Origin of the sequence: Pseudomonas sp. NPDC078700, assembly GCF_044542375.1 — a bacterium.
In the GTDB taxonomy this organism is placed as follows: Bacteria; Pseudomonadota; Gammaproteobacteria; order Pseudomonadales; family Pseudomonadaceae; genus Aquipseudomonas.
Window position 1 is genome coordinate 774,171 of record NZ_JBITUI010000002.1, and the last position, 21,905, is coordinate 796,075.

At 52.6% G+C, this 21,905-nt stretch carries 25 protein-coding genes and 2 riboswitches; of the genes, 11 read left to right on the top strand and 14 right to left on the bottom strand.

Translation table 11 applies throughout. From position 1 onward, the window contains the following. The first annotated feature begins 100 nt into the window (after nucleotides 1–100). Nucleotides 101–469, top strand: coding sequence for a hypothetical protein (locus ACIGCM_RS09335; RefSeq protein WP_397501763.1), 369 nt, complete (start codon nucleotides 101–103; stop codon nucleotides 467–469). 358 nt (nucleotides 470–827) lie between these two features. Here the strand turns inward: ACIGCM_RS09335 and ACIGCM_RS09340 are convergent, their stop codons facing one another. After that, nucleotides 828–1,658, bottom strand: coding sequence for a hypothetical protein (locus ACIGCM_RS09340; protein ID WP_397501764.1), 831 nt, complete (start codon nucleotides 1,656–1,658; stop codon nucleotides 828–830). A gap of 562 nt (nucleotides 1,659–2,220) precedes the next feature. Here ACIGCM_RS09340 and pnuC point away from each other — a divergent pair. After that, nucleotides 2,221–2,787: a nicotinamide riboside transporter PnuC gene (gene pnuC / locus ACIGCM_RS09345; RefSeq protein ID WP_397501765.1), complete on the top strand. Its 567-nt coding sequence runs from the start codon at nucleotides 2,221–2,223 to the stop codon at nucleotides 2,785–2,787. Then, entirely contained in the window at nucleotides 2,784–3,311 is a 528-nt protein-coding gene (locus ACIGCM_RS09350) for an AAA family ATPase (protein WP_397501766.1), read from the top strand. The genes pnuC and ACIGCM_RS09350 overlap by 4 nt, the downstream gene beginning before the upstream one ends. A 12-nt stretch (nucleotides 3,312–3,323) precedes the next feature. On the opposite strand, the gene ACIGCM_RS09355 is transcribed toward ACIGCM_RS09350, so the two are convergent. The 4 genes from ACIGCM_RS09355 to ACIGCM_RS09370 all read right to left on the bottom strand — a co-directional run bounded on the left by ACIGCM_RS09355 (nucleotide 3,324) and on the right by ACIGCM_RS09370 (nucleotide 5,316). Then, complete coding sequence (locus ACIGCM_RS09355) at nucleotides 3,324–3,485, bottom strand: hypothetical protein (RefSeq protein ID WP_397501767.1); 162 nt, start codon at nucleotides 3,483–3,485, stop codon at nucleotides 3,324–3,326. A 51-nt stretch (nucleotides 3,486–3,536) separates the two neighbouring features. Next, nucleotides 3,537–4,262, bottom strand: a complete 726-nt coding sequence (locus tag ACIGCM_RS09360) for a substrate-binding periplasmic protein (protein ID WP_397501768.1) — start codon at nucleotides 4,260–4,262, stop codon at nucleotides 3,537–3,539. Between the two features lie 182 nt (nucleotides 4,263–4,444). Then, complete coding sequence (locus tag ACIGCM_RS09365; protein ID WP_397501769.1) at nucleotides 4,445–4,786, bottom strand: zinc ribbon domain-containing protein YjdM; 342 nt, start codon at nucleotides 4,784–4,786, stop codon at nucleotides 4,445–4,447. A gap of 134 nt (nucleotides 4,787–4,920) precedes the next feature. Continuing rightward, entirely contained in the window at nucleotides 4,921–5,316 is a 396-nt protein-coding gene (locus ACIGCM_RS09370) for a hypothetical protein (RefSeq protein ID WP_397501770.1), read from the bottom strand. Nucleotides 5,317–5,908: 592 nt separating this feature from the next. Between ACIGCM_RS09370 and ACIGCM_RS09375 the strand changes: the two genes are divergently transcribed. Then, nucleotides 5,909–6,994 carry a GGDEF domain-containing protein gene (locus tag ACIGCM_RS09375; protein ID WP_397501771.1) on the top strand — a complete coding sequence of 362 codons (1,086 nt, stop codon included), beginning with the start codon at nucleotides 5,909–5,911 and terminating at the stop codon, nucleotides 6,992–6,994. Between the two features lie 9 nt (nucleotides 6,995–7,003). Here the strand turns inward: ACIGCM_RS09375 and ACIGCM_RS09380 are convergent, their stop codons facing one another. From ACIGCM_RS09380 to ACIGCM_RS09400, 5 genes are all read right to left on the bottom strand, one after another. After that, on the bottom strand, nucleotides 7,004–7,486 hold the full coding sequence (locus ACIGCM_RS09380) for an LEA type 2 family protein (protein WP_397501772.1): 483 nt from the start codon (nucleotides 7,484–7,486) through the stop codon (nucleotides 7,004–7,006). 99 nt (nucleotides 7,487–7,585) lie between these two features. Next, entirely contained in the window at nucleotides 7,586–8,434 is an 849-nt protein-coding gene (locus tag ACIGCM_RS09385; RefSeq protein WP_397501773.1) for a DMT family transporter, read from the bottom strand. A gap of 126 nt (nucleotides 8,435–8,560) precedes the next feature. Continuing rightward, nucleotides 8,561–9,355 carry an outer membrane protein OmpK gene (locus ACIGCM_RS09390; protein ID WP_397501774.1) on the bottom strand — a complete coding sequence of 265 codons (795 nt, stop codon included), beginning with the start codon at nucleotides 9,353–9,355 and terminating at the stop codon, nucleotides 8,561–8,563. A gap of 395 nt (nucleotides 9,356–9,750) precedes the next feature. Continuing rightward, nucleotides 9,751–11,043, bottom strand: coding sequence for a homogentisate 1,2-dioxygenase (hmgA, locus tag ACIGCM_RS09395; protein ID WP_397501775.1), 1,293 nt, complete (start codon nucleotides 11,041–11,043; stop codon nucleotides 9,751–9,753). A 109-nt stretch (nucleotides 11,044–11,152) separates the two neighbouring features. Continuing rightward, nucleotides 11,153–11,734: an RBBP9/YdeN family alpha/beta hydrolase gene (locus ACIGCM_RS09400; protein ID WP_397501776.1), complete on the bottom strand. Its 582-nt coding sequence runs from the start codon at nucleotides 11,732–11,734 to the stop codon at nucleotides 11,153–11,155. Between the two features lie 249 nt (nucleotides 11,735–11,983). On the opposite strand from ACIGCM_RS09400, the gene ACIGCM_RS09405 reads away from it, so the two are divergent. The 4 genes from ACIGCM_RS09405 (at nucleotide 11,984) to cysW (ACIGCM_RS09420) (ending at nucleotide 15,072) form a co-directional block, all read left to right on the top strand. Then, nucleotides 11,984–12,166 (top strand): DUF2292 domain-containing protein, encoded by a 183-nt coding sequence (locus ACIGCM_RS09405; protein ID WP_397501777.1) that lies wholly within the window; start codon nucleotides 11,984–11,986, stop codon nucleotides 12,164–12,166. A 150-nt stretch (nucleotides 12,167–12,316) separates the two neighbouring features. Then, nucleotides 12,317–13,315: a sulfate ABC transporter substrate-binding protein gene (locus ACIGCM_RS09410; RefSeq protein WP_397501778.1), complete on the top strand. Its 999-nt coding sequence runs from the start codon at nucleotides 12,317–12,319 to the stop codon at nucleotides 13,313–13,315. A gap of 83 nt (nucleotides 13,316–13,398) precedes the next feature. Continuing rightward, the gene (gene cysT, locus ACIGCM_RS09415; RefSeq protein WP_397501779.1) at nucleotides 13,399–14,217 is read left to right on the top strand and encodes a sulfate ABC transporter permease subunit CysT; all 819 of its coding nucleotides are present in this window, start codon (nucleotides 13,399–13,401) and stop codon (nucleotides 14,215–14,217) included. A gap of 9 nt (nucleotides 14,218–14,226) precedes the next feature. Then, the gene (gene cysW / locus ACIGCM_RS09420; RefSeq protein ID WP_397501780.1) at nucleotides 14,227–15,072 is read left to right on the top strand and encodes a sulfate ABC transporter permease subunit CysW; all 846 of its coding nucleotides are present in this window, start codon (nucleotides 14,227–14,229) and stop codon (nucleotides 15,070–15,072) included. A gap of 12 nt (nucleotides 15,073–15,084) precedes the next feature. On the opposite strand, the gene ACIGCM_RS09425 is transcribed toward cysW (ACIGCM_RS09420), so the two are convergent. From ACIGCM_RS09425 to cysP, 4 genes are all read right to left on the bottom strand, one after another. Then, on the bottom strand, nucleotides 15,085–15,486 hold the full coding sequence (locus ACIGCM_RS09425) for a hypothetical protein (RefSeq protein WP_397501781.1): 402 nt from the start codon (nucleotides 15,484–15,486) through the stop codon (nucleotides 15,085–15,087). 111 nt (nucleotides 15,487–15,597) lie between these two features. Next, nucleotides 15,598–16,428: a sulfate ABC transporter permease subunit CysW gene (gene cysW / locus ACIGCM_RS09430; protein WP_397501782.1), complete on the bottom strand. Its 831-nt coding sequence runs from the start codon at nucleotides 16,426–16,428 to the stop codon at nucleotides 15,598–15,600. Beyond that, nucleotides 16,425–17,273, bottom strand: a complete 849-nt coding sequence (gene cysT, locus ACIGCM_RS09435; protein ID WP_397501783.1) for a sulfate ABC transporter permease subunit CysT — start codon at nucleotides 17,271–17,273, stop codon at nucleotides 16,425–16,427. The genes cysW (ACIGCM_RS09430) and cysT (ACIGCM_RS09435) overlap by 4 nt, the downstream gene beginning before the upstream one ends. 70 nt (nucleotides 17,274–17,343) lie before the next feature. After that, the gene (gene cysP / locus ACIGCM_RS09440) at nucleotides 17,344–18,357 is read right to left on the bottom strand and encodes a thiosulfate ABC transporter substrate-binding protein CysP (RefSeq protein ID WP_397501784.1); all 1,014 of its coding nucleotides are present in this window, start codon (nucleotides 18,355–18,357) and stop codon (nucleotides 17,344–17,346) included. Nucleotides 18,358–18,775: 418 nt separating this feature from the next. Here cysP and ACIGCM_RS09445 point away from each other — a divergent pair, with 418 nt between their 5' ends. From ACIGCM_RS09445 to ACIGCM_RS09455, 3 genes are all read left to right on the top strand, one after another. Next, complete coding sequence (locus ACIGCM_RS09445) at nucleotides 18,776–19,765, top strand: sulfate/molybdate ABC transporter ATP-binding protein (protein WP_397501785.1); 990 nt, start codon at nucleotides 18,776–18,778, stop codon at nucleotides 19,763–19,765. Nucleotides 19,766–19,856: 91 nt separating this feature from the next. Further along, nucleotides 19,857–20,084 (top strand): hypothetical protein, encoded by a 228-nt coding sequence (locus ACIGCM_RS09450; protein ID WP_397501786.1) that lies wholly within the window; start codon nucleotides 19,857–19,859, stop codon nucleotides 20,082–20,084. A gap of 297 nt (nucleotides 20,085–20,381) precedes the next feature. Continuing rightward, a riboswitch (cobalamin riboswitch) is annotated at nucleotides 20,382–20,589 on the top strand. A 50-nt stretch (nucleotides 20,590–20,639) separates the two neighbouring features. Continuing rightward, complete coding sequence (locus ACIGCM_RS09455) at nucleotides 20,640–21,320, top strand: energy-coupling factor ABC transporter permease (protein ID WP_397501787.1); 681 nt, start codon at nucleotides 20,640–20,642, stop codon at nucleotides 21,318–21,320. A gap of 293 nt (nucleotides 21,321–21,613) precedes the next feature. Further along, nucleotides 21,614–21,824, top strand: a riboswitch (cobalamin riboswitch). The last annotated feature ends 81 nt before the right edge of the window (nucleotides 21,825–21,905 follow it).

Genomic DNA, 21,905 nt, shown 5'->3' on the forward strand with positions numbered 1-21,905 from the left:
CTAAGGGCTGAGATCGGCCCAGAGCGGACTGTAGACAGATAGCTGCTGGCATCCATACGCTGGCATTCTAGTAACCACACAACGCTAACAAGGAACATTCATGTTGGTTATTGAAATTGATCGGGATAGCGTGCATGCAGGGGATGATCTCGAAAGCCATAGGACATCAATCAGGCTTGATCCAGCAGTAACACTGCGCGCTTTGTTCGAAGCGATCCAAGGTATGGGTTACCTGCCTCGCATCAGTGGAGGCAAGGCGACGTGGATTATTTGTTCGTCTGGCAAACACATAGGCGTTTTAGCTCAGCAATGGCCACAAACTAAATTGCTAATCCCCGCCGAAAGCTTCCTGAGTCAGTATTTTGGGGATACCGAACCTCGCCTTTTGTTCAGATATTGGTGCCAAGCAGACCCAGACCTTGTCTTTTCACAGATCAAAACTGGAAATGAACCGCCGTCTCGATTTTAGGACTGGCGGGGGCTGCCTACTGAACAAGAAGCTGAAATGTTTACTTTGGGTTGTGGCGGCCTATTGCAAAGGTGGCTACCGATCTATAGCTGCATCCTTTCGTTATCAGGTCGAAGACTCACACCGATAAGTTAAAGTTTTTCGTACACCACCTCGAATTCTTCACCCAGTTTCTGTTGGATGGATTTCAGTAATTTAACGGCGGCCTCGTCAAATCTTGCGTAATCGTTTGCACTCCAAGGGCCGGGATCAGGTGGATAAGCACGTCAATTCGGTCCACTTATGATCGGCTCTGTTTTTTTTGGTAGGACATGACCACTAAATGAGCACAAACGAAATGGCTCTACCTGCGTGAGACTCAACCGCTCCCGGGGAACACACACTTCGTAAATGACGCATCTTCCGGCAAAGTCCCATCATCCGAGGCAAACTCTTCGGAGTTGCTTAGAAGAGCTTCGCGCGCAGTAGCTACGAATTGGTTAGATCGACTTAGATCGTCTTCCTCTGCGTTAAGCTTAACTTTCAGGTCTTCAAGGCTTTCTGCGCTCCTGACGGATTGAAGAAGAGCGAAATGGCTCGAAAGAAGGCGTTCATAGTTGCTTTCTATCTTTAGCAGCTTGTCCGCGAGCAAGTCTGGAAGCGCCGAAATACTGCTGGTTCTCAACTCTCGGCGGTACCGTTCTTCAAAGGCTAGCTGCCGCTCAACATCCTGGAGCGCACTCCCGTTGTAGACCCTGTCGACACGTGTCGGGCTTCTGAGCCCAACCTGACTGTCTTTGAATTCACGATAGATCCGTATATCTTCCGCGTGAGTATCACGGTAGTTTTCTAGGTAGATTACCGCCCATGTTGGACAGCGCCTGCTGCTTTGTCTGTCTGGTGGCATCAGCCAAGCCTGAAGGGTTCTCACAGAGGCTTTGCGCCCATCTGCCTTATTCAAGGTCACAACGGCCCTTGAAAAGTCGTTCTGAAAAAGGGTTTGAATAAGTCTCTGCAATTCGTGGCGGTTCTTTTCACTTACGCAGTGGTTCTCTAAGGCCTCCAAACTTGAAGGTTCGAGATCATGGGGCTGGCCATCGACTGTGGATACGGTGACACGATCCTCGGGCATTGAGCGTTCAACTCGAAATTCCTTCCCCGTCTCTGAATGTCGTGCAATTCCACTTAAAAAATTATAGTTCCACGCCATCTTATACTCCTAATGCACAATGTGCGCACATTGTGCGTAATGTTGCATCGCAGTACAAGTCGAATAGAGCGACCTGCCATGAAACCGCTTACAGTTTCGCTCCAGTAACTGCGAATAGATGGTCTATGCCGAAGCCAATGGAATCGTAGTCAAGAGCCACTGCTCGCATTTCCCCCCAAACTCCACCGGACTGAGAAACCATAGCAAGTTACATACGGTAATGCGTCTCCCTGCCGAGCACGGCCTGTCGCCATTGACTGCTTCTGGCCGTTCTTTGCCTGTCGTCAACATGGTCAAGTCGAATGCAATTGATGGGTCAGTGGCAATGCAATTGGGTGATCAAGTCCATGCAATTGCGCATTAAATGCTGATGTCGGTGGCAGACGCTTTTCATCGGCCATTTCGGCGATTTGCAGCGTCTTGGTGGGCAAGCTTTACGTCGCCATATTCAGGGAAGCTTGCACGGGTTGATCACTGCGCGCAGTGATGTGCAGAATTGGATACAATCCTTGGATCAAAGAACTACAGCGCGGCGCAAAGCTGTTCTGCATCTGAGGTTTGTATGTCGCCCCTTGAAATTGTAGCTGCCGCTCTCGGCGTTATTGCCGTGTGGCTGACGGTTAAACAGAACATCTGGTGCTGGCCTATTGGGCTGGTGATGGTCTTGATGTACAGCTGGATTTTCTTCGACATAAAGCTTTATTCAGACATGCTTTTGCAGGTCGTCTATGCTGCGCTGCAACTCTACGGCTGGTGGCAGTGGACACGTGGTGGCGGTGAGCATAACGGGCGAGAGGTCAGTCGGTTGAGTTCAACGGGTCTGGTCGGGAGCCTGATGATAGGGGCGCTGGGCAGTGCCGCCTTGGGCTACGTAATGGCCACTCACACCGATGCCGCTGCGCCTTGGTTAGATGCTGCGCTGACCGCTTTCAGCCTGGTCGCACAAGTATGGATGGCGCAAAAGCGCCTCGAATGCTGGGCGCTGTGGATTATCGTTGACCTGATTTTTGTCGGCTTATTTATCAGTAAAGGATTGTATCTGACGGCAGCGCTGTATGCCCTGTTCACCCTGTTGGCCGTTCAAGGCTGGCGCAGTTGGCGGCGAGCGCCTGAGCCTGCATACGCATGAAGGTGCTGGTGCTAACCGGGCCAGAGTCGACCGGTAAAAGTTGGTTGGCTGCGACCTTGCAAACGCAGTTCGGCGGCGTCGTGGTCGGCGAATATGTGCGCTATTTTATTGATCAGCAGCAGCGCGATACCTGTTACGCCGACATCTCGACAATCGCTCAGGGTCAGCTTGAGTGGGAAGATAAAGCCCGTGCCGTTCAGCCACAACTTTTGATTCTTGACACTCATCTGCTCAGCAACATGCTGTGGAGCCGTGAGCTGTTCGGCAATTGCCCGGCCTGGATCGAAGCGGCATTGTTAGCCCGCCGTTATGACCTCAACCTATTGCTCGATCCACAAGGTGTGCCTTGGGTCGATGATGGCCAGCGTTGCCAGCCCCAGTTAGCTGAGCGTATGCACTTCTTTGAGGGGTGCCGTGACTGGTTGTTACGCCACCAACAGCGCTTTATCACGCTGCACGGCGACTGGTCTGAGCGTCAGCTTCAAGCAGTGAATGCTGTGCAGCAGTGGTTGGCGGAGGGCTGAGATAAATCGGCTTCAGTTCGAGTTTTTAAGCTGCTGCTCCAGGCGCTGGTTACTGGCCGCATTGGCTTCGTCGATTTGCTTTTGCATCTGCGCCATTTGTTGTTGCGCTTTTTGTGCCTGCTTGGCCTGTAGCGAAGCAGTTGCCGCCGTTTCACCGGCACCGCAGCCCGTCATAAGTAACAAGCTCGTTAGTAGGCAAATTTTCTTCATTTGTGGGTCTGCGCCTCAGTACTGCCAGCGTTGCAAGATAGTTTGCAGCTTGCCGTTATCTTTTAGACGCTGGAGTGCGCTGGCGAACGCTTTTGCATTTTGCTCATCATTTTTGTTGAAGGCAGCGTAGCGGGGCATGTCGACCAGTACGTGGGGGAGGATTCGCACGCTCGACTCTGACTTTTGCTCATGGACGAAATACATCAACTGAGTTTTGTCACCAATGATGATGTCGATTCTGCCTGCCAGTAACATCGACACCAGCTGCCTGGGGTTTTGGGCACTGCTGTCGCGTGAAAGATCCGCGTGATCAAACTCGGTTTCGTAGGCATAGCCCCGTACTTGGCCGATGACATAGGGCATCAAGTCATCAAGGGTTTGCCAATCAGTTATGGCCGTTTTATGGGTGGTCATAAAGACCGTAGAGCCACTGCGTATTGGGCCGACAAGCAGATATTGCTCTTTGCGCTCAGCCGTTCCTGCAAAAGCAAATCCCAGATTTGCGTCATGGTGTTCGAGCATTTGCTTAACGCGCTGCCAAGGGTATAGGCGGATTCTGAAATCTAATTTTGCTTCGTTCAAAATTGCGCTAACGAGGTCGACATCCATGCCCATTGGCTTTTCACTGTTAGCCTCAGTAAAGCTGTATGGGGCGAATTGTTCATCGGCGACCGCCAACAACGGCTCTGCGGATACAGGCACGCTGAGGCACAGCAAGAGACCGATAAAAAGGTAGCGCATCCTGAGCTCCAATTGGTCTTGAATGGGACTAGACGAGGCTTATTTGAAACTGTGGTTTATACGAATGCTAGCCAATGCTGACAAAAATGTGCAGTTAGCGCGGGAGGTGCTCAGGATAAATGCCGATTTTGAAGTGTGTTCCTGAACGAGTTCGGGCTCGCTCAGGCACGAAGGGGAGGGGGTTAAACCTTTCTGACGAACTCTGATTTGAGTTTCATTGCACCGATGCCGTCAATCTTGCAGTCAATATCGTGATCGCCTTCGCATAAGCGAATGCCTTTGACCTTGGTGCCAACTTTAACCACCAGCGATGAGCCTTTGACTTTGAGGTCTTTGATAACGGTGATGGTGTCGCCATCTTGCAATGGGTTGCCGACGGAGTCTTTGATGACTTTGGCGTCTTCAGCCGCAGTATCTTCGGCGTTAGCTGACCACTCGTGAGCACATTCAGGGCACATCAGCATGGTGCCGTCTTCGTAGGTGTATTCAGAATTGCATTTAGGGCATGGCGGCAGAGTGCTCACGAAGCGACCTCGGGTTCAGGCTGTCAAATGGCCGTATATTATATAGGGTTTTGCTGAGTCTGCGGCGAGTAACTCTGTTCGGTGCTGGCGAGCGGGCAGAAAAAAGCCCCGCAAACGCGAGGCTGACAAGCTGTTTAGTGATGGTGGCCACCACCGCCATGATGATAGTTGTTGTAGTGGCCATAGCCTCCTCGGCCGCCATAGTAAATTACAGTGCGCGGACGATAGGCTGGTGCCACAACCACTGGGTAGGGTTGGTAGTACACCGGTGGTGGCTGGTAGTAAACCGGCTGCGGTGGCGGATAATAAGCTGGCTGCGGCGGTGGGTAATAGACTGGCGGTGGCGGTGCCGGCTGGACATACACAGGCTGCGGCGCAGGTTGGCTGTTGGCGACGATGGCCCCACCTATGACTGCGCCTGCAACGGCGCCTGCAATCACTGCACCGTCGTTGTGGCCGTGGGCCGAAGCTTGGCTGGCCATGAGCCAACTGGCTATTAATACAATTGGCAGAAAAATACGCTTAATCATTTTATGACTCCTACAATGCGGACAAATGCCGCCTGTATATTCTGACTCTGATTATGCGAATTCGGCACGAGAGAGGGTGTAAAGCTTGTGTAAAGTACTTTGCCCAATTTTGGTGCGTGGTTGAAGGGCGGCGTTCTTAAGGGTATTCGGGCCGCTCTGGTGTTTAATTGAGTCAGAACTTTTGGTTGGGTTGAAGGCATTAACGCTGTGCTATTGATAACGGCGTTAACAACAGGCTCTGTAGGGCGTTTATTAGTCATTCAGCGTGGTGATTTAAACGCTTAGGGATCCTCTGAAAAAGGTAGCGAGCGACGGGAGTACAGGGCAAAAAGCTGTGAAAAAGCGGAGTTTACGAGGTGTAAATGAGCATTTTGAGCAGTTTTTTAACGCAGTAATACCTAGCGCAGTAGTTTTTCAGAGGTTCCTTAGGGTGACGTCATTTCACAAGGCTAAAATCGATCTCAAATTGGCGCACGCTATTTAATTCGTCTGTGTGGCCTGACGTGAGACGGATTTAGTACTTCACTTGTTATACAGATGCCGTATCCATGCCGGTACACCAGCGGCAGTTGGATTGCTGGGGAGCACGCGTATGTCGTCTTTCTTGTCAGGGATTGAACGCGATCCACTCGATACTGATTTTATAAGAATGACCTTTCGCTCATTTGTGCAGCGAGGGATTCTTATTCTGATGGTGGTCAATCCACTGCACGCGATTTTGTTATGGCTCAACCACAGTGACTGGTGGCAGTTCAGCCTTTTGGCGATGCTGGTTCAAATGCCGTTATATCCGCTGTGCGCGCGTAAGCGTTCATTTGCAGTTTTTCTACCCAGTGTGCTCACGCTGTTTGCCATTGTTACGCTTTATATCGTCCAGTTTTCAGAGCACTTTGGCTCTCGGGCTGGGGTCCATTATCTGGTAATGGCATTGATTCCATTGGTGGTATTTGCCGGTCGGATCGGCCTTAAGCTCAAAGTCTTTATTTGTTTGGTGATGGCCATCGGCATGTTCAAGTTCGAACTGGAGATGGCAGCGGGTGCGAATCGTTCTATGACTGCTGCTGGGCTGGAGCAGTTTCGCATTTTGAATTTGTTGATTTGCTTCGTGACCATATCGCTGCTGACGTTTACCCACTTTGTTACCGTCTCAAGAATTCAGTCCGAATTGCAACACTTGGCAGCGTATGACCCGCTCACGCAATTGGTTAACCGCCGCACAATCGGGCAGTTGGCAGAGCAGGCCATTTCTCAAAGCCGTCGTCAGCAATACCCACTGTCTGTGATTCTGGCGGACATCGATAATTTTAAAATGATAAATGACCGCCATGGCCACCCTGTTGGCGATGCAGCTTTACGGCACATCAGTGACTTGATCCGTTCTATAGCTCGCGATACAGACAGTTGTTGCCGTTGGGGCGGTGAAGAGTTTTTGCTTTTATTGCCGCACACAAACCTTTCTGGTGCCATGCAAGTGGCTGAACGGGTCAGGGAAAAGGTCGCTGCAACGCCTTTAAAAGCGCTTGAGGTTGAGCTTGAGATGCAACTGACATTGGGTGTCGCGATGTTGATGCCAGATGAGGGGCTGATTGAGTTGGTTATGCGTGCTGATGCCGCGCTCTATGAAGGCAAGCGGGCGGGGCGTAATCGGGTGGTTGAAAGTGATCCGCAGGAAAGCTGAGCTAAGACGCTAACGTGGCCAGTTCAATGTACCCGAATCACTAAAGCGCGAGGTGCCAAACAGGCCGCCAGCAAGCTTGCCACTGATTTCATAAGGCAAGTCCTGACCCGGCTTATAGAGTGATGCTCCCATTGCTTGGCGCATGGCTGAAAACGCGGAGATAGTCACCGGTACGCTGATAACGGCTTCACCGAAACGCGGTATTTGGCCGCTCTGATCGCTTACACCGCTGGCCAATGGCTGATTGTTCACATCAAGGTCGAGGGCAATACCGTTGTAGTCGATGGCGCTGTCGTTGGGGTTTTGCACCCGCAGTTTTACTGAAAAGCGCATCTCCAAACCTTCGCCGGGTAATGGCTCAAGTCCGACAAGGTCGATCTTGACCGGGTCTCGGGGGCTCAGGGTGCTACAGGCCACCAGACTGAGAATACAAACACTGGCCAGTGCTGCTCGAAACAGTGATTTAAAGGATGCGGTGGTGAAACTGAGCATGGCTGAGATTCCGTTCAATTCTAATGGCAGTTGCATGGCGCAGAGCGAACAACCCATGCCAAGGCAACAAGGTTACAGCTATAGACCACAAATAACCGCTCAGGTTTGAGGACTGCGCTGCTTGGCCGTGAGCACAATGGCGATACCGCCGAGCACTGCTGCTGAACTTAGCAGAAGGCGCAAGGTTAGGGCCTCACCGAGCAACAGGCTACCAGCCAGTGCGGTCAGTATTGGTACGCTCAATTGTACGGTGGCCGCCTGAAAGGATTTTAGACCGCGCAATGCGCTGTACCAGATCGCGTAGCCAATACCCGAAGCAAGCGCGCCTGAAAGCACTGCGTATCCCAAGCCTGCCACGTCCCACTGCAAACGGCTGATCAATGCCAGGCTGATTAACAGCGCGATTGGCACCGCCCGTAAAAAATTCCCAGCTGTGGTTGCCAGTGGGTCCACAGCGCCGCGGCCCATGAGTGAGTATGCGCCCCAAGCAACACCGGAGACCAACATCAGCAGTGCGCTACCAAGCGCAGGCGTATTAGCGCCTGGGAGTAATAGCGCAATCAGGCCGATGAGGGCTAAAGCCAAACCCACAGCTGTCGCAATACCGAAGCGTTCGCCGCGATAGAAACCCCAGGCAATCATGCTCAGTTGCACCGCACCGAACAGCAGCAATGCACCACTTCCTGCATCGAGATTGATGTAGGCGAATGAAAATGCCGCTGCATAAGCGGTCAGGGCCAGTGCGCCCGGCCAACTGCCAGACAATGGCTGAGCTGCGGTTTTCAAACGTAGGATAATCAGCAGGGTAAATGCCCCAGCGACAAGGCGCACGCTGGTAAAGCTTGCTGCATCTATTTCAGTCGCTTTGAGGGCCATTCGGCAAAGAATCGAGTTACCGGCAAATGCCAGCATGGCCAGTGCGGTCAGCAGCAACGTGGGTGAAGACATGATCCATCCTTGTAGGCAGATGGGGTATCTAAACACACAAGTGGCAGCAGGGGCATTGGACTGAAGGACTAAAGAGGGGGAGGCTGGCATATCGCGCAGGCCCTTCAGGCCTGCGCGGCGTTGCATTTAGAAATGCACTTTTACGATAAAGTTGGTCGCGCTCTGGTTGGTGCCATCAAGAATGGTGTCACCGAGAAAGCTGTCGTTATCGATGCCGTATTTGTCTTTCCAGTAATCGTACTCGATACCGACATAGAGCTGCTTCTCGCCCCAGCTGAGCGCTTTACCCAAGTCATATTTAACCTGAGGGTTAAAGTGCAGGTTAGCGTGGTAGCTGTCGTCATTATCAACAACCCAGTCCATATAACCATCAATCAAGATGTCTGAGTTCCCCACTGGAATGGTATAGCTCCACACGGGTGTGATCTGCCAGACGTTATCGCCATCGCGATCGCCGTCAGTGGTGCGCAAATAGGTATTGATCTGGAAGTAGTCGAAGCCCGGAATAGCCAAGTCGAAACCTGGGCCGATCAAATAGGACTCAGTGTCGTCCTCGCCAAATTCATAGGTCATGGCCAGCAGCACGTCTTTGACTGGGCCAAATTCCAGTTTGGTATTGAACATTTTACCGAACGACAAACGGGGTGCGAATTCGCCGTAGAACGTGCTTGCATCGCCTGCGCCATTGCGTTCAGCGCTGTTGTAGGTGATGCCGTCGACGAAGAAGAACAGGTCACCGAAACTCCAGCCGCTGGCGTGTTCAAACGACAGCGTTTGTTGCTTGTCGGGATCAACCTTGAAGTTTTCACCGTACAGATACGTGAGGCTGTTGTTTTGCCATTGCATTAAGTCACCAGCAACAGCCTGGCCGCCTGCCAGAAGCCCGCCGGCTAACATCAAAGTGGGGATAAAACGCTTCATCAAGTGGTGCTCCTGGTGCGCAGAATTATAGTTTTAAACCTGTCTAATCGGTCAGGCTGCAGGTTCTAGAGCAAAAACAAAGCCAATTAGGATTTTTTCTGCGTTTGAGCCGTTAAAACGCAATTTCTCAAGGGTTTTTGCCGTGTTTGGTCACAGAGTGATCAATCGTTCTGCCACATTTGGTTGCCCTTTTTCTGACCAAAAGGACAGATTTGCATCAGTTTGGGGCGTCATTTCTTATGCCCACAGTGATGCGCCGCGTCGGGCTTTTAGCTCTCTGTGGTTTAAGCGGGCGGGATACTAAGGAATCGGGCGCAAAGGTCAAGCGAAGAGGGGCGGCGGAGAGTTGATAGTGCTCATGGGCGATGCCGTATGAGCACTATCAATGGGCAGGACTAGGCTTGTTCCGGGTTGAATGTCTTGCTCATTCCAGACCAACACGCGTCGTAGTCAGTCTGTCGCTCAGGGCATTGCATTGCGTACTGGCTCGGGCGCAACACCGTGCAGGTCTCAAACATAAACGCCATGGTGTTATCTATTTTGTGCGGCTGCAGTTCGGCAGCAATCGCCTGCGTCGTGCTTATGTTATCCGGGCCGTGGGCACTCATGCAGTTATGCAAGGAAGCGCCTCCGGGGGAGAAGCCGTCCGCCTTTGCGTCGTATGCGCCTTTAATCAAGCCCATAAACTCATTCATCAGGTTGCGGTGGAACCAGGGTGGCCGGAAGGTGTTTTCGGCCACCATCCAGCGCGGTGGGAATATCACAAAGTCAGCATTTGCCTGGCCAGGGATGTGACTCGGCGAGGTCAATACGGTGAAAATGGATGGGTCTGGATGATCGAAACTGACCGTACCAATGGTGTTGAAACGGCGCAGGTCATATTTGTAAGGCACGTTATTGCCGTGCCACGCGACGACATCCAGTGGTGAATGATCAAGCTCAGTGGCCCACAGCTCACCCAGAAACTTTTGCACCAATTGGACCGGCTGGTCTGTGTCCTCGAAGTGGGCAACCGGCGCGAGGAAGTCACGGGCATTCGCCAAGCCGTTGCTGCCAATTGGCCCCAGTTCAGGCAGATGGAATGCGCAACCGTGATTCTCACAGACATAGCCGCGCGCGACGGCCTCAAGCAACTCCACTCGAAACTTCATGCCGCGTGGGATTACTACGATCTCCAGTGGCTCGACCTCAAGCATTCCCAGCTCGGTGACAATACGAAGACGGCCCTGCTCAGGGACGATTAATAACTCGCCATCGGCATTGAACATCACCCGCTTCATCGAGCAGTTAGCCCGGTAGATATGCACGCTGACACCGGATGCCTGATCGGCGGCAGAGGTCGCGGCAAGGGTGACTAAACCATCGATGAAGTCAGTCGGCGCTTCAGGTATTTGCAGCGGGTTCCAGCGCAGCCTATTCGGCGTGACGGGGCCTAATTCACCCCCCTTTATTTGTTTGTCCATACGCACAAACGCCGGGTGATTAGCCGACGGCTTGATGCGGTACATCCAAGTACGCCGCGAGTCTGCACGCGGCACCGTAAAGGCGGTGCCCGATAGCAGCTCGGTATAGAGGCCAAAGGGGACTTTCTGCGGTGAATTCTGACCGATCGGCAGAGCACCCGGAAGCGCTTCACTGCTGAAGTGATTGGCAAAGCCTGATAAGTAGGCGAGGTCGTCAGTGTTCATGATTTTATTTTTTGTAATTGAATTACGATAAGCGTAACTCGCGATATGCAGATCGTCAAACAATCCAGGCCGCGGCGAGTGTCCGTCGCCACGGCTGTTGTCAGGGCCACTAAGCGCGCTTTAGGCCACCTTGTTCGAGCTGGCGCTGTAGGCGGTAAAGGTGGCTGAAGCCTTGCTCCCAACGACTATGCCCGGAAGACACATTGATATGGCCTACGCCGCGCAGGATCGAGGCTTCGCTGCCCCAGTCGTGAGCCAGTTGCAGGGCGCGTTGTGGCGATGCAGCTGAGTCATTATCCGAACCAATTAGCTGGCTGGGGAAGGGCAGCTTGGCACTTGGGATAGGTGCAAAGTTACGCAGTGGCTCAGGGCAATTTAATCGCTCTACATCAGCTGGGGCGACCAATAGAGCGCCGAGTACTCGGTTAATCAGGTGTTTAGGTGCATGCGCGGCCCAATGCGCGACGGTTATGCAACCCAAGCTGTGTGCGATCAACACAGCAGGGCGCGAATCCTCCGCAATCACTTGATGCAGTTGTTCGACCCAGTGAGTTTTTTGCGGGTACTGCCAGTCGCCTTGTTCAACCCGGATGCTGTTTGGCAGTACCCGTTGCCAATGGCTTTGCCAGTGCTCTGCAGGTGAGCCATTCCAGCCTGGAATGATGAGGTAGCGGATCGATTGCTCGGACATGTACTTGGCTCGTTGAGTCGATGACATGAGCAGGTTAGGCATTTTTTAAAATCAAATAAAAGAATAAAAAAATATGTTCTTATTCTTTTTTGTTGATTTTGGTGATGCTAAGCCAGTGATTTTATATTCTAAAAAGTAATATTCATGTAATTAACTAGTATTTTTAAGAATATAAAAGGTCTCCTACTATCAATCGACAGCCACTCGTAGCGGCTGAATAAGTCTGCATAGCTGGAGAGGACACTTGCGATGACTGTGACAAACACAACCCATGGTGCCGTCGATGAGGTCAGCGTATTGCGTGAAATTAAAAACGCACTGAGCGGCCTGCAATATGGCTCGTTGGAAATAGCCGTACACAACGGCCAAGTGGTGCAAATCGAGCGTAAAGAGAAATTCAGGCTACTCACGGCAAAGCAAAACCCCCGTTAGGTTTCTCAAGAAACACCTGCTATAGCAGCCCGACTGGACAACCGGAGGGCGTGACGTCCAACACGCACCGGTATTGCGACTGTCATGCAGCTTTTGCTGCAGGCAGCCATGCCCCGATTAAAAGAACTAAACGTTTTTAGGAGCAGCAACATGTCCATTCGTCGTTTCACTTTCGCCGCCTTGGCGAGCGCACTGATTGCAGGGCCTGCTGTTGCAGCGCAAACCTTGCTGAATGTCTCTTATGACCCAACCCGTGAGTTCTACAGCGAATTCAATGCAGCATTTAACAAGCATTGGCAGGCCGAAGGCCATCCCGGTATCACCATCCAGCAATCCCACGGCGGCTCAGGTAAACAAGCCCGTTCAGTCATTGATGGCTTGCCTGCGGATGTTGTCACCCTAGCGCTGGCGGGTGATATCGACGAACTGAACCGTATCGGCAAACTCATTCCTGAAAACTGGCAAGAACGCTTGCCACAATCAAGCACGCCATACACCTCGACCATTGTGTTTCTGGTGCGTAAAGGCAATCCCAAGGCCATCAAAGACTGGGATGACCTGATCAAGCCTGGGGTGTCAGTTATCACCCCAAACCCAAAAACATCCGGTGGTGCTCGTTGGAATTTTCTCGCTGCATGGGCCTATGCCAAACAGCATTTTGGCAGTGATGAAAAAGCTCAGGATTTTGTGAAGAAGCTCTATGGCAACGTACCCGTGCTGGACACTGGCGCTCGGGGTTCGACCATCACCTTTGTCAACAATCAAATTGGCGATGTGTTGCTGGCGTGGGAGAACGAGGCCTTCCTGGCGCTGAAAGAAGAGGGGGGTGATCAGTTTGAAATTGTTGCGCCTTCGTTGTCGATTCTTGCCGAACCGCCGGTGGCCGTGGTCGATAAGAACGTCGAGCGCAAAGGCACGAGGGAAGTCGCAGAGGCCTACCTCAATTTCCTGTACAGCGATGAAGGGCAGCGCCTGGCAGCCAAGCACTTTTATCGCCCACGTAATGATCAAATTGCAGCTGAATTTAGCAAGCAATTCCCGGCCTTGAAGCTCGTCACCGTTGATAAAGATTTCGGCGGGTGGAAAGCCGCGCAACCGAAGTTTTTTAACGATGGCGGTGTGTTCGATCAGATCTATCAGGTGCAGTAACTCAACGCCCATGTGACGTGGCGGAGCATGGCCTGAATAAGGCTGTGCGCTGCCTGTGCGCATGCCTTCACTAAGGATTGAACATGTTGCGTCGAACATCCCCAGTTATACCCGGCTTCGGGATTACGCTGGGTTTCACCGTGCTGTACCTGAGCTTGTTGGTGCTGATCCCCTTGGCGGCGATGTTCGTGCATGCGGCGCAGCTAAGTTGGGCTGAATTCTGGGCGATAGTCACCTCGCCACGGGTTATAGCCGCGCTTAAATTAAGCTTTGGTACTGCCTTCGCTGCGGCGCTGATCAATGCTGTTATTGGCGCATTGTTGGCTTGGGTACTGGTGCGCTATGAGTTTGCCGGGCGTAAGGTCATCGAGGCAATGATTGACCTGCCATTTGCCCTACCAACCGCTGTTGCCGGTATTGCCTTGACTGCGCTTTATGCACCCAACGGTTTGATTGGCAAGCTGGCAGCCGACATAGGTTTAAAGATTGCTTACACCCCGCTGGGTATCACTCTGGCGCTGACCTTTGTGACACTGCCTTTTGTGGTGCGCACACTGCAACCAGTGCTGGCTGATTTGCCGCGTGAAATAGAAGAGGCCGCTGCTTGTCTGGGTGCCAAGCCCTTGCAGATAGTGCGTTATGTGCTGCTGCCCGCCATGTTGCCGGCTTGGTTGACTGGCTTCTCATTGGCGTTTGCCCGTGGTGTTGGTGAATACGGTTCGGTGATTTTTATCGCCGGTAATATGCCGATGAAGACTGAAATCTTGCCGCTGCTGATCATGGTCAAACTTGACCAATACGACTATCAAGGTGCCACGGCCATTGGCGTGCTGATGCTGGTGATTTCATTTGCTTTGCTGCTGCTGATCAATCTGCTGCAGCGCAGAATCAGACAAAACTAAGGGTAAACCATGTCTTCGCAAGCAATTGCCAGTGCCAGGCGCAACACTGTGCTTGGGCAACCCCTGCTGATAATCGCAGCATGGGTGGTGTTTGGATTATTTCTTCTGTTGCCCTTGGGCGTGGTGGTTAGTGCCGCGTTGAAACAAGGCTGGACGGTGTTTTTCAGCGCCATTTTTGAGCCCGATGCGTTGTCAGCGCTTCAGTTGACTTTACTTGCAGTGGGTATTTCAGTGCCCCTGAATTTGGTATTTGGGGTTTGCGCCGCCTGGGCGGTTAGCAAGTACGAGTTTCGCGGTAAAAGTTTGTTGGTCACTCTGATTGATCTGCCATTTTCGGTGTCGCCGGTGATTGCCGGTTTGATTTATGTGTTGCTGTTTGGCGCTCAAGGATTTTTTGGCGAGTGGTTACAGGCTCACAATATTCAGATCGTCTTCGCGTTGCCGGGCATTATTCTGGCAACGGTATTTGTCACTGTGCCCTTTGTCGCCCGAGAACTGATCCCGCTGATGCAAGAGCAAGGCACTCAGGAGGAGGAGGCCGCTCGCCTGCTCGGTGCCAATGGCTGGCAAATGTTCTGGCACGTGACCTTGCCGAACATCAAATGGGGCTTGGTCTATGGCGTGGTGCTCTGTACCGCTCGGGCCATGGGTGAGTTTGGCGCGGTGTCGGTAGTGTCTGGTCATATTCGCGGTTACACCAACACGCTGCCGCTGCATGTCGAGATTCTCTACAACGAATACAACCATGTTGCAGCCTTCAGTGTGGCCAGCCTGTTGCTGTTGATGGCGCTGATAATCTTGCTGCTAAAACAGTTTAGCGAACATCGGCTCAACGCCCGCGTAGGCAAAGGATGAGAATGGGAGCCACTATGCGTCACGCAGCAAGTCGTGGCTGTCGAGCAAGCGGAAGGCGATTTCGGGATTCTTTTCCAGCCCACGACGGATGGCTGCCGGAATGGATTGGCGAGTCTTGCGGCACAGTCCGGTCAGCTCAGCGATCTCAATGGCAATACCGCGCATGCTGCGCACCTCGTTAAACCCCGGAGCGACACTTACGCGTACACCCAGTTGTTCATAAATGCGCACCTGCAGGCGCTCAAGATCTTCAAGGCTTTGAATGTTTTCCAGCCGCTCAATCAGGCGTTTTTCTTCTTGGCGAGTCAATCGCAGGATGCGTACATCTGAGCCCGGGGTCTGCGCCAATTGTTCGCGCCCGCAGTCGCAGGCGCCGGGTGGGCAGGGTTGCCGAGTTTGAAAGGATTCGCTCATGGGCTCCGATCATAGCGGCCAGAAGGGGCATTGACCATATGCCCGGGCACGCATTCAACGAGCCGGGCGGAGTAGCCATAAAGCCAACTGGAGTGGCTTGGCGGTTAACAACTACTGGGCTTCTGCCTTTTGCATCAAGCTACGTTGACGCCATTCCATAAACGTCTTCAGCAACAGCGTGAGTAGCGCCATCAACGCCAGCAGTGCAGCTGCGGTAAAGGCGGCTGCGGTTTTGTAGTCGTTATTCAGTTGATCAACCAGCAAAGGCAGGGTCAGGGTCTGGTTAATAATGGTGCCTGATACCACCGATACTGCGCCAAACTCACCGACTGCCCGAGCGTTGGTGACGACCACGCCATAGAGCAGCGCCCATTTGATTTTAGGCAGAGTGATGTTACGAAATATCTGCCAGCCATTTGCGCCCAGGCACAGCGCTGCGGTTTCTTCATCCTGCCCTTGGGTTTGCATGACAGGGATGAGGATACGAGCAACATAGGGCGCGGTGACGAATACCGTAACCATGACGATGCCAGGCCAAGCGAACATGATCTGGATGTCGTTATCGTAGAACCACTGACCCAGTGTGCTTTCAATGCCATACACCACCAAATAGCACAACCCGGCGACAACAGGTGAAACCGCGTAAGGGATGTCGACAAAGGTGGTCAGCACCTTGCGGCCACGGAAGTCATAGTGGGTGATGCACCACGCCAGCAGGATGCCGAATACCAGATTGATTGGAACGGTCATGGCGGCAACCATAAGCGTCAGGCCAATGGCGTGCACCATGTAGTCTTCATTGAGATTGCCCCATAACAAGGCCAATCCACCTGACAGCGCCTTGCTGAAAATCAGCAATAAGGGCACCAGCAAAATCAAGACGACAAGGCTTAAGCCGAGGCCGATCAACAGCCATTGATGCCAGTGTTGAGGTTTTTTCATTTGCCCTGCCGTTGCCATTTGAACAGATGGCCCTGTAGTACCTGGAGACTAAACAGCAGTGTCAGCGAGGCCAGCAGAATGACTGAGGCGATGGCTGCAGCAGCAGGGTAGTTAAACTCCTGGAGGCGGATAAAGATCATCAGCGACGACACTTCGGTTTTGAACGGGATATTGCCAGCCAGCATGATGACTGCGCCAAACTCACCGAGGCTGCGAATGAACGATTGCGATGCTCCCGTCAATAATGCAGGTAGCAACGTCGGGAGAATTACATGGAAGAAGGTCTGCATGCGATTTGCACCCAGGGTTCTGGCCGCTTCTTCATACTCGTGCCCCATGTCTTGCATCACCGGCTGCACCGTGCGCACCACAAAGGGCAGGCTGGTAAAGACCATGGCGATCATGATGCCGGGGTAGGCATAGGCCAGTTTGATGCCCATAGGTTCAAGCCAGGCACCCAGCCACCCACTGGGAGCAAGTAGCGTTGCCAGGGTTAAGCCCGCAACTGAGGTCGGCAAGGCGAAGGGCAGGTCGATAAATGCGTCGACCAAACGACGGCCTGGGAAGTCGTAGCGAGTAATGATCCAAGCCAGCAACATGCCAATAAGCACGGTAGCAATGGTGGCGTAAAAGGCACCGCTGACAGTCACCTCATAACTCTGTACCACCCGTGGATCACTGATTGCCTGCCAATATTGGGCCCAACCCATGTCACTGACATAAACCAGCAAGGCCGACAGCGGAAATAGGATCACCAGAGAGATATAAAACGTGCTGAAGCCGAAGCTCAGGCCAAAACCTGGAAGCAGCGGTTTCTGCAGAAAAAAACGCGAAGAGGTTTGCACACTAAGGTTCCTGAACGAATAAGCCACAGCAAAGCTGCGGCTTATTGTACTACTCAAAACTACAAATCAATTAGCGGCCTTCAGCCAGCAACTGATCCAGCACACCGTTAGCGGCAAAGTGCTTCGCGGTGATCTCATCCCAAGTGCCGAGTACTTCATTCGGGTTGATCAGGCGCACCTGCGGGAATTGGCTGGCAGTGGCTGCAACGACTTCCGGGTTGTGTACGCGGTAGTTGAAGGTGGTCAGCAGTTGTTGGATTTCTTTGGTGTATTGGAACTCAAGAAAGGCTTTGGAGACGTCACGGGTGCCCTTGGAATCAACAACCTTGTCGACCAAGGCAACTGGGAACTCAGCCAGAACGCTCACTGGCGGGACCACGATTTCATATTCGCCGGACTTGAATTCATCACTGTTAGCGATGTTGACCACTTCAGATTCAAACGTCAGCAGCACGTCGCCTTGGCCATTCTGAGCAAAGGCTACAGTGGCAGCGCGACCGCCAGTAGGGAAGTTTTGCACGTTGTGCAGAATTTTACCGACGAAGCTTTTGATCTTGCCTTCATCACCATCAAATTTCTCGTTGGCATAGAGCCAAGCACCCAGGTAGCTGTAACGCGCATTACCAGATGTTTTCGGATTAGGGAACACCAGCTTCACATCGTCACGGGCCAAATCATCCCAGTTCTTGATGTGCTTCGGGTTGCCTTTGCGCACCAGAAACGCCGTGGTGCTGTAATACGGCGAGCTGTTATTCGGGAATTGCTTCGCCCAGTCTTTGCGCACTAAACCGCGCTTGGCGAGGATGTCGATATCGGTAACTTGGTTGAAGGTGACGATATCCACCTTTTTACCTTGGATGATGTCTTGTGCCTGGCGTGAAGTGCCAGCAAATGACTGGTCAATCACCAGGTCTTTACCGGTTTCGGCTTTCCACTTGGCGACGAACTTGGGGTTGATCGCTGCAAACACCTCACGAGCGACGTCATAAGATGCATTAAGGATCGGCTTATCAGCTGCCAGAGCGGACAGGCTGCCGAGCAGGCTTGTGGAGACAACACTGGCTAGAAGCAATTTCTTTAGCATGATCAAGACGTTCCCCGTCGCGATGCCTGTTTAAATCAGGCATATAATTCGATTATTAGGTCAAAAATAGTCGGCTGATACTGCCTAGGTTTTTTATTCTTAAAAAGTAATTTTTAGCGCTATGTATAGATCTAAATAGAATTTCAGTGGCTTCCATTCCCGGCGAGTGGATTTACACAGCGCAGCGTCTTGGCTAGTGTGTCCGCGGATTTGATGGGAGTCGGTATAAATTCTTATTCTTTAAATGAATATTGATCTGACTAAACGATATTTTTAAGAATATAAAGCCGGCGCTATGATCCGCACACCCTTGCATCGCCTTGGTCCACCTGCCGTCTATGACATTGTCTAGCCGCAACCTTGGTTGCAGAGCACGTAAGAATTAACTGCCCGCGCCATAAGGCTGAGGACGCAACGCATGTCGATTGAAATCACTAACGTCAGCAAGAATTTCCATGCGTTCAAGGCGCTAAATCAGATCAACCTGAACATTCAGAGTGGCGAACTGGTCGCTCTGTTAGGGCCATCCGGGTGCGGTAAAACCACCTTGCTGCGAATCATTGCCGGCCTCGAAACACCTGATAGCGGCAGCATTCAGTTTCACGGTGAGGATGTTTCCGAGCACGATGTGCGTGACCGAAATGTGGGTTTTGTATTCCAGCACTACGCACTTTTTCGGCATATGACGGTATTCGATAACGTCGCATTTGGCTTACGCATGAAGCCCAAGCGCGAGCGTCCCACTGAAGCTGTGATTGCACAGAAGGTGCATGAACTGCTGGGCCTGGTGCAACTGGACTGGCTTGCTGACCGTTACCCAGAGCAGCTTTCCGGTGGTCAGCGCCAACGTATTGCACTGGCCCGTGCGCTGGCCGTTGAGCCCCGCGTATTGCTGCTTGATGAACCCTTTGGTGCACTGGATGCCAAGGTGCGTAAGGAGCTGCGCCGTTGGCTGGCGCGCCTGCATGAAGATGTACATCTAACCTCCGTGTTCGTGACTCATGACCAAGAGGAAGCCATGGAAGTGGCAGACCGCATCGTCGTGATGAATAAGGGAGTGATTGAGCAAATCGGTTCACCTCGCGAGGTCTATGAGAACCCTGCCAGTGACTTCGTTTACCACTTCCTGGGGGATGCCAACCGCCTCTATATCGGCGAAGACCACCACGTCTTGTTCCGTCCCCATGAAGTCCATTTGTCGCGCCAGCCACAAGAAGGGCATCAGGCTGGTGAAGTACGCGATATCCGTCCGCTGGGCGCAATCACCCGCGTCACCCTCAAGGTGGCTGGGCAGACTGATCTGATTGAAGCTGAGGTGGCCAAGGATCATATGAGCCTTGATGACCTTAATCGTGGCGAAACACTGTATTTCAAACCCAAGGGTGGCCAGGCGCTAATCAATCCTTGATGAGCAATTTGCCTCTGCTGAAACAGCTGGAACTAATAAGCTGACCTCCGGGTCAGTATTTTATCCCGCTTAACCTGCAGAGGTAATCCTTATGTCCCAATTCACCCTTAACTACAGGTTCCACAACCAACCACGCAGTCATGGGCTCGAATTAGAGCAATCCCAACTGAGTGAAGGCGAAGCTGCTCGCCATCTGATTGAACTGCATCACGCCGATGCCGAAAACAGTTTGCTGATGCCAGCAGCCGACGCCACCGAAGATGAACTGCTCGCGCAGGCCGAGGTGTTGGCCATCAGCGATATACGTGTTGTTAGCTGAGTTGCAGTAAGAGGGAGGGAGGGGGCGTGTCAAAATAGGCCAGTGCTTCCTCGACCCTCCTATGTGAGCCAGGCATTGCTGTGCCTGTTTGCTGCCACCACGCATGGCCTGTCCACAATCCCATCATTCGTCATTAAATACATATCAAATACATATCTCCCTTCTTCCTTTCCCAACTACCAATCAGGCGAGCCCCCAGCGCCTGGTTGCGCGTGGTTTCTGGCAGTTACACCGCAGGCGATACGTTTACTGCACCGCACCATTTCAGTTTGTTTCTAGGCTTTTGTTGGGTTCATCAGTAAAGTAGCCGCCGATGGTTTTCGGCCCCCTTCTCTGGGGGGCGAAATGAAAAAGGGAATGGGGTGAAGGCTTTAGCGCTTGAACCCTCAGCTGCCTCCGCAACTGTAAGCGAAGAGTGACACCCGAACACCACTGGCATTGCTGGGAAGGTGGGTGAAGCGATGACGCGCAAGCCAGGAAACCTGTCATCAAAACCGGATTTTGCCGGTCATTCGCTCATATTTATCGCACGGTGGGTGCGATGGAGGATTCACTATGCATATCGAACCGGGTGTCGTTGATGGCGCCAAAATCATTCTTAGTTATGCAACAGCAGTAGGTGGTTTTGGTCTGGCGGCAAAAATGGCCATTGATAGCGTTCGCAATAACGGCGGCGTTGCGGCGCTACTGCTACGCAGTTTGATTACCACTACGCTGGTGTTCTGTTTCTTTGAAGTCTTGCCACACCATGCTGTTGGGGTGTCAGAGGTTCACCTGATTCTGGGCTCTACACTGTTATTGGTGTTTGGTGCCGGTGCCTCGGCGATTGGGCTGGCTGCTGGCTTGTTGATCCAGGGTGTATTTTTTGCCCCTTTCGACTTGCCTCAATACGGCATGAATGTGACCACGTTACTGGTGCCGCTATGGGCGATTAATGCCTTGGCTCAACGGATCATTCCGCAAAGCACGGCCTACGTAGACACCCGTTACAGTCAAGTGCTGGCGCTGTCGACGGCGTATCAGGGTGGCATCGTTCTGTGGGTCGCGTTTTGGGCATTCTATGGTCACGGCTTTAGTGTGGAAAACCTTGCCAGCGTTGGCACCTTTGGCTTGGCGTACATGACGGTGATTATTGTCGAGCCCTTGATTGATCTGGCGGTGTTGGCCGGTGCCAAGGCATTAGCCCGTTACAGCAGTGGTCCGGCGTTTAATGTGCGCCTGCATCAACCTGCTTAAAGGGTGAGTCCTGCGGCGCTCAGGCGGATGCTTGGCGCCATGCAGTGAACGCTTGATTGATGCCTGTCTGGTTGAAGACCGACAGGTGTCGCGCTGTATTTTTGCGCGTGCACCGAGCGCTCACGTCGGGTGCTAGCGCACAGCCCAATCACTTGATTGCGATGCTTGCCAATTGCGAGTCGATGGCTGCTGGGTGCAATTCTTCGATCTAGCTGAAATCGCCTTTGTAAGAGGCGTTCGATCCAGCTGTCACGCCCTGTTGAACGGTTGCCGTGCATAGGCGACTCGGGTACTCTGCGTGGCATCGAACAGGTGCCCCGAGCGCAACCGCGCAACGGGTGAAACGGGAAGTCCGGTGATCGCATGGTTAAACATGGCGTATTCCGGCGCAGCCCCCGCTGCTGTAGAGCCTGATGCAATCGCGATATACCACTGGGCAACCGGGAAGGTGCGATTAGCGAATGAAGGCGAGCCAGAAGACCGGCCTGATCGACAATAGGTGCGTACCCCGGGGTGTGGGTTTGCCGATGCTGTGTATTGCCTTCGCGGGCAAATATTTCCAGTAGTTGTCTTTCAGGTCTTGGC

Coding starts and splice junctions, on each gene's coding strand:
- ACIGCM_RS09335 (WP_397501763.1), top strand. CDS start 101: ATGTTGGTTATTGAAATTGATCGGGATAGCGTGCATGCAGGGGATGAT.
- ACIGCM_RS09340 (WP_397501764.1), bottom strand. CDS start 1,658: ATGGCGTGGAACTATAATTTTTTAAGTGGAATTGCACGACATTCAGAG.
- pnuC (WP_397501765.1), top strand. CDS start 2,221: ATGTCGCCCCTTGAAATTGTAGCTGCCGCTCTCGGCGTTATTGCCGTG.
- ACIGCM_RS09350 (WP_397501766.1), top strand. CDS start 2,784: ATGAAGGTGCTGGTGCTAACCGGGCCAGAGTCGACCGGTAAAAGTTGG.
- ACIGCM_RS09355 (WP_397501767.1), bottom strand. CDS start 3,485: ATGACGGGCTGCGGTGCCGGTGAAACGGCGGCAACTGCTTCGCTACAG.
- ACIGCM_RS09360 (WP_397501768.1), bottom strand. CDS start 4,262: ATGCGCTACCTTTTTATCGGTCTCTTGCTGTGCCTCAGCGTGCCTGTA.
- ACIGCM_RS09370 (WP_397501770.1), bottom strand. CDS start 5,316: ATGATTAAGCGTATTTTTCTGCCAATTGTATTAATAGCCAGTTGGCTC.
- ACIGCM_RS09375 (WP_397501771.1), top strand. CDS start 5,909: ATGTCGTCTTTCTTGTCAGGGATTGAACGCGATCCACTCGATACTGAT.
- ACIGCM_RS09380 (WP_397501772.1), bottom strand. CDS start 7,486: ATGCTCAGTTTCACCACCGCATCCTTTAAATCACTGTTTCGAGCAGCA.
- ACIGCM_RS09385 (WP_397501773.1), bottom strand. CDS start 8,434: ATGTCTTCACCCACGTTGCTGCTGACCGCACTGGCCATGCTGGCATTT.
- ACIGCM_RS09390 (WP_397501774.1), bottom strand. CDS start 9,355: ATGAAGCGTTTTATCCCCACTTTGATGTTAGCCGGCGGGCTTCTGGCA.
- hmgA (WP_397501775.1), bottom strand. CDS start 11,043: ATGAACACTGACGACCTCGCCTACTTATCAGGCTTTGCCAATCACTTC.
- ACIGCM_RS09400 (WP_397501776.1), bottom strand. CDS start 11,734: ATGTCCGAGCAATCGATCCGCTACCTCATCATTCCAGGCTGGAATGGC.
- ACIGCM_RS09405 (WP_397501777.1), top strand. CDS start 11,984: ATGACTGTGACAAACACAACCCATGGTGCCGTCGATGAGGTCAGCGTA.
- ACIGCM_RS09410 (WP_397501778.1), top strand. CDS start 12,317: ATGTCCATTCGTCGTTTCACTTTCGCCGCCTTGGCGAGCGCACTGATT.
- cysT (WP_397501779.1), top strand. CDS start 13,399: ATGTTGCGTCGAACATCCCCAGTTATACCCGGCTTCGGGATTACGCTG.
- cysW (WP_397501780.1), top strand. CDS start 14,227: ATGTCTTCGCAAGCAATTGCCAGTGCCAGGCGCAACACTGTGCTTGGG.
- ACIGCM_RS09425 (WP_397501781.1), bottom strand. CDS start 15,486: ATGAGCGAATCCTTTCAAACTCGGCAACCCTGCCCACCCGGCGCCTGC.
- cysW (WP_397501782.1), bottom strand. CDS start 16,428: ATGAAAAAACCTCAACACTGGCATCAATGGCTGTTGATCGGCCTCGGC.
- cysP (WP_397501784.1), bottom strand. CDS start 18,357: ATGCTAAAGAAATTGCTTCTAGCCAGTGTTGTCTCCACAAGCCTGCTC.
- ACIGCM_RS09445 (WP_397501785.1), top strand. CDS start 18,776: ATGTCGATTGAAATCACTAACGTCAGCAAGAATTTCCATGCGTTCAAG.
- ACIGCM_RS09450 (WP_397501786.1), top strand. CDS start 19,857: ATGTCCCAATTCACCCTTAACTACAGGTTCCACAACCAACCACGCAGT.
- ACIGCM_RS09455 (WP_397501787.1), top strand. CDS start 20,640: ATGCATATCGAACCGGGTGTCGTTGATGGCGCCAAAATCATTCTTAGT.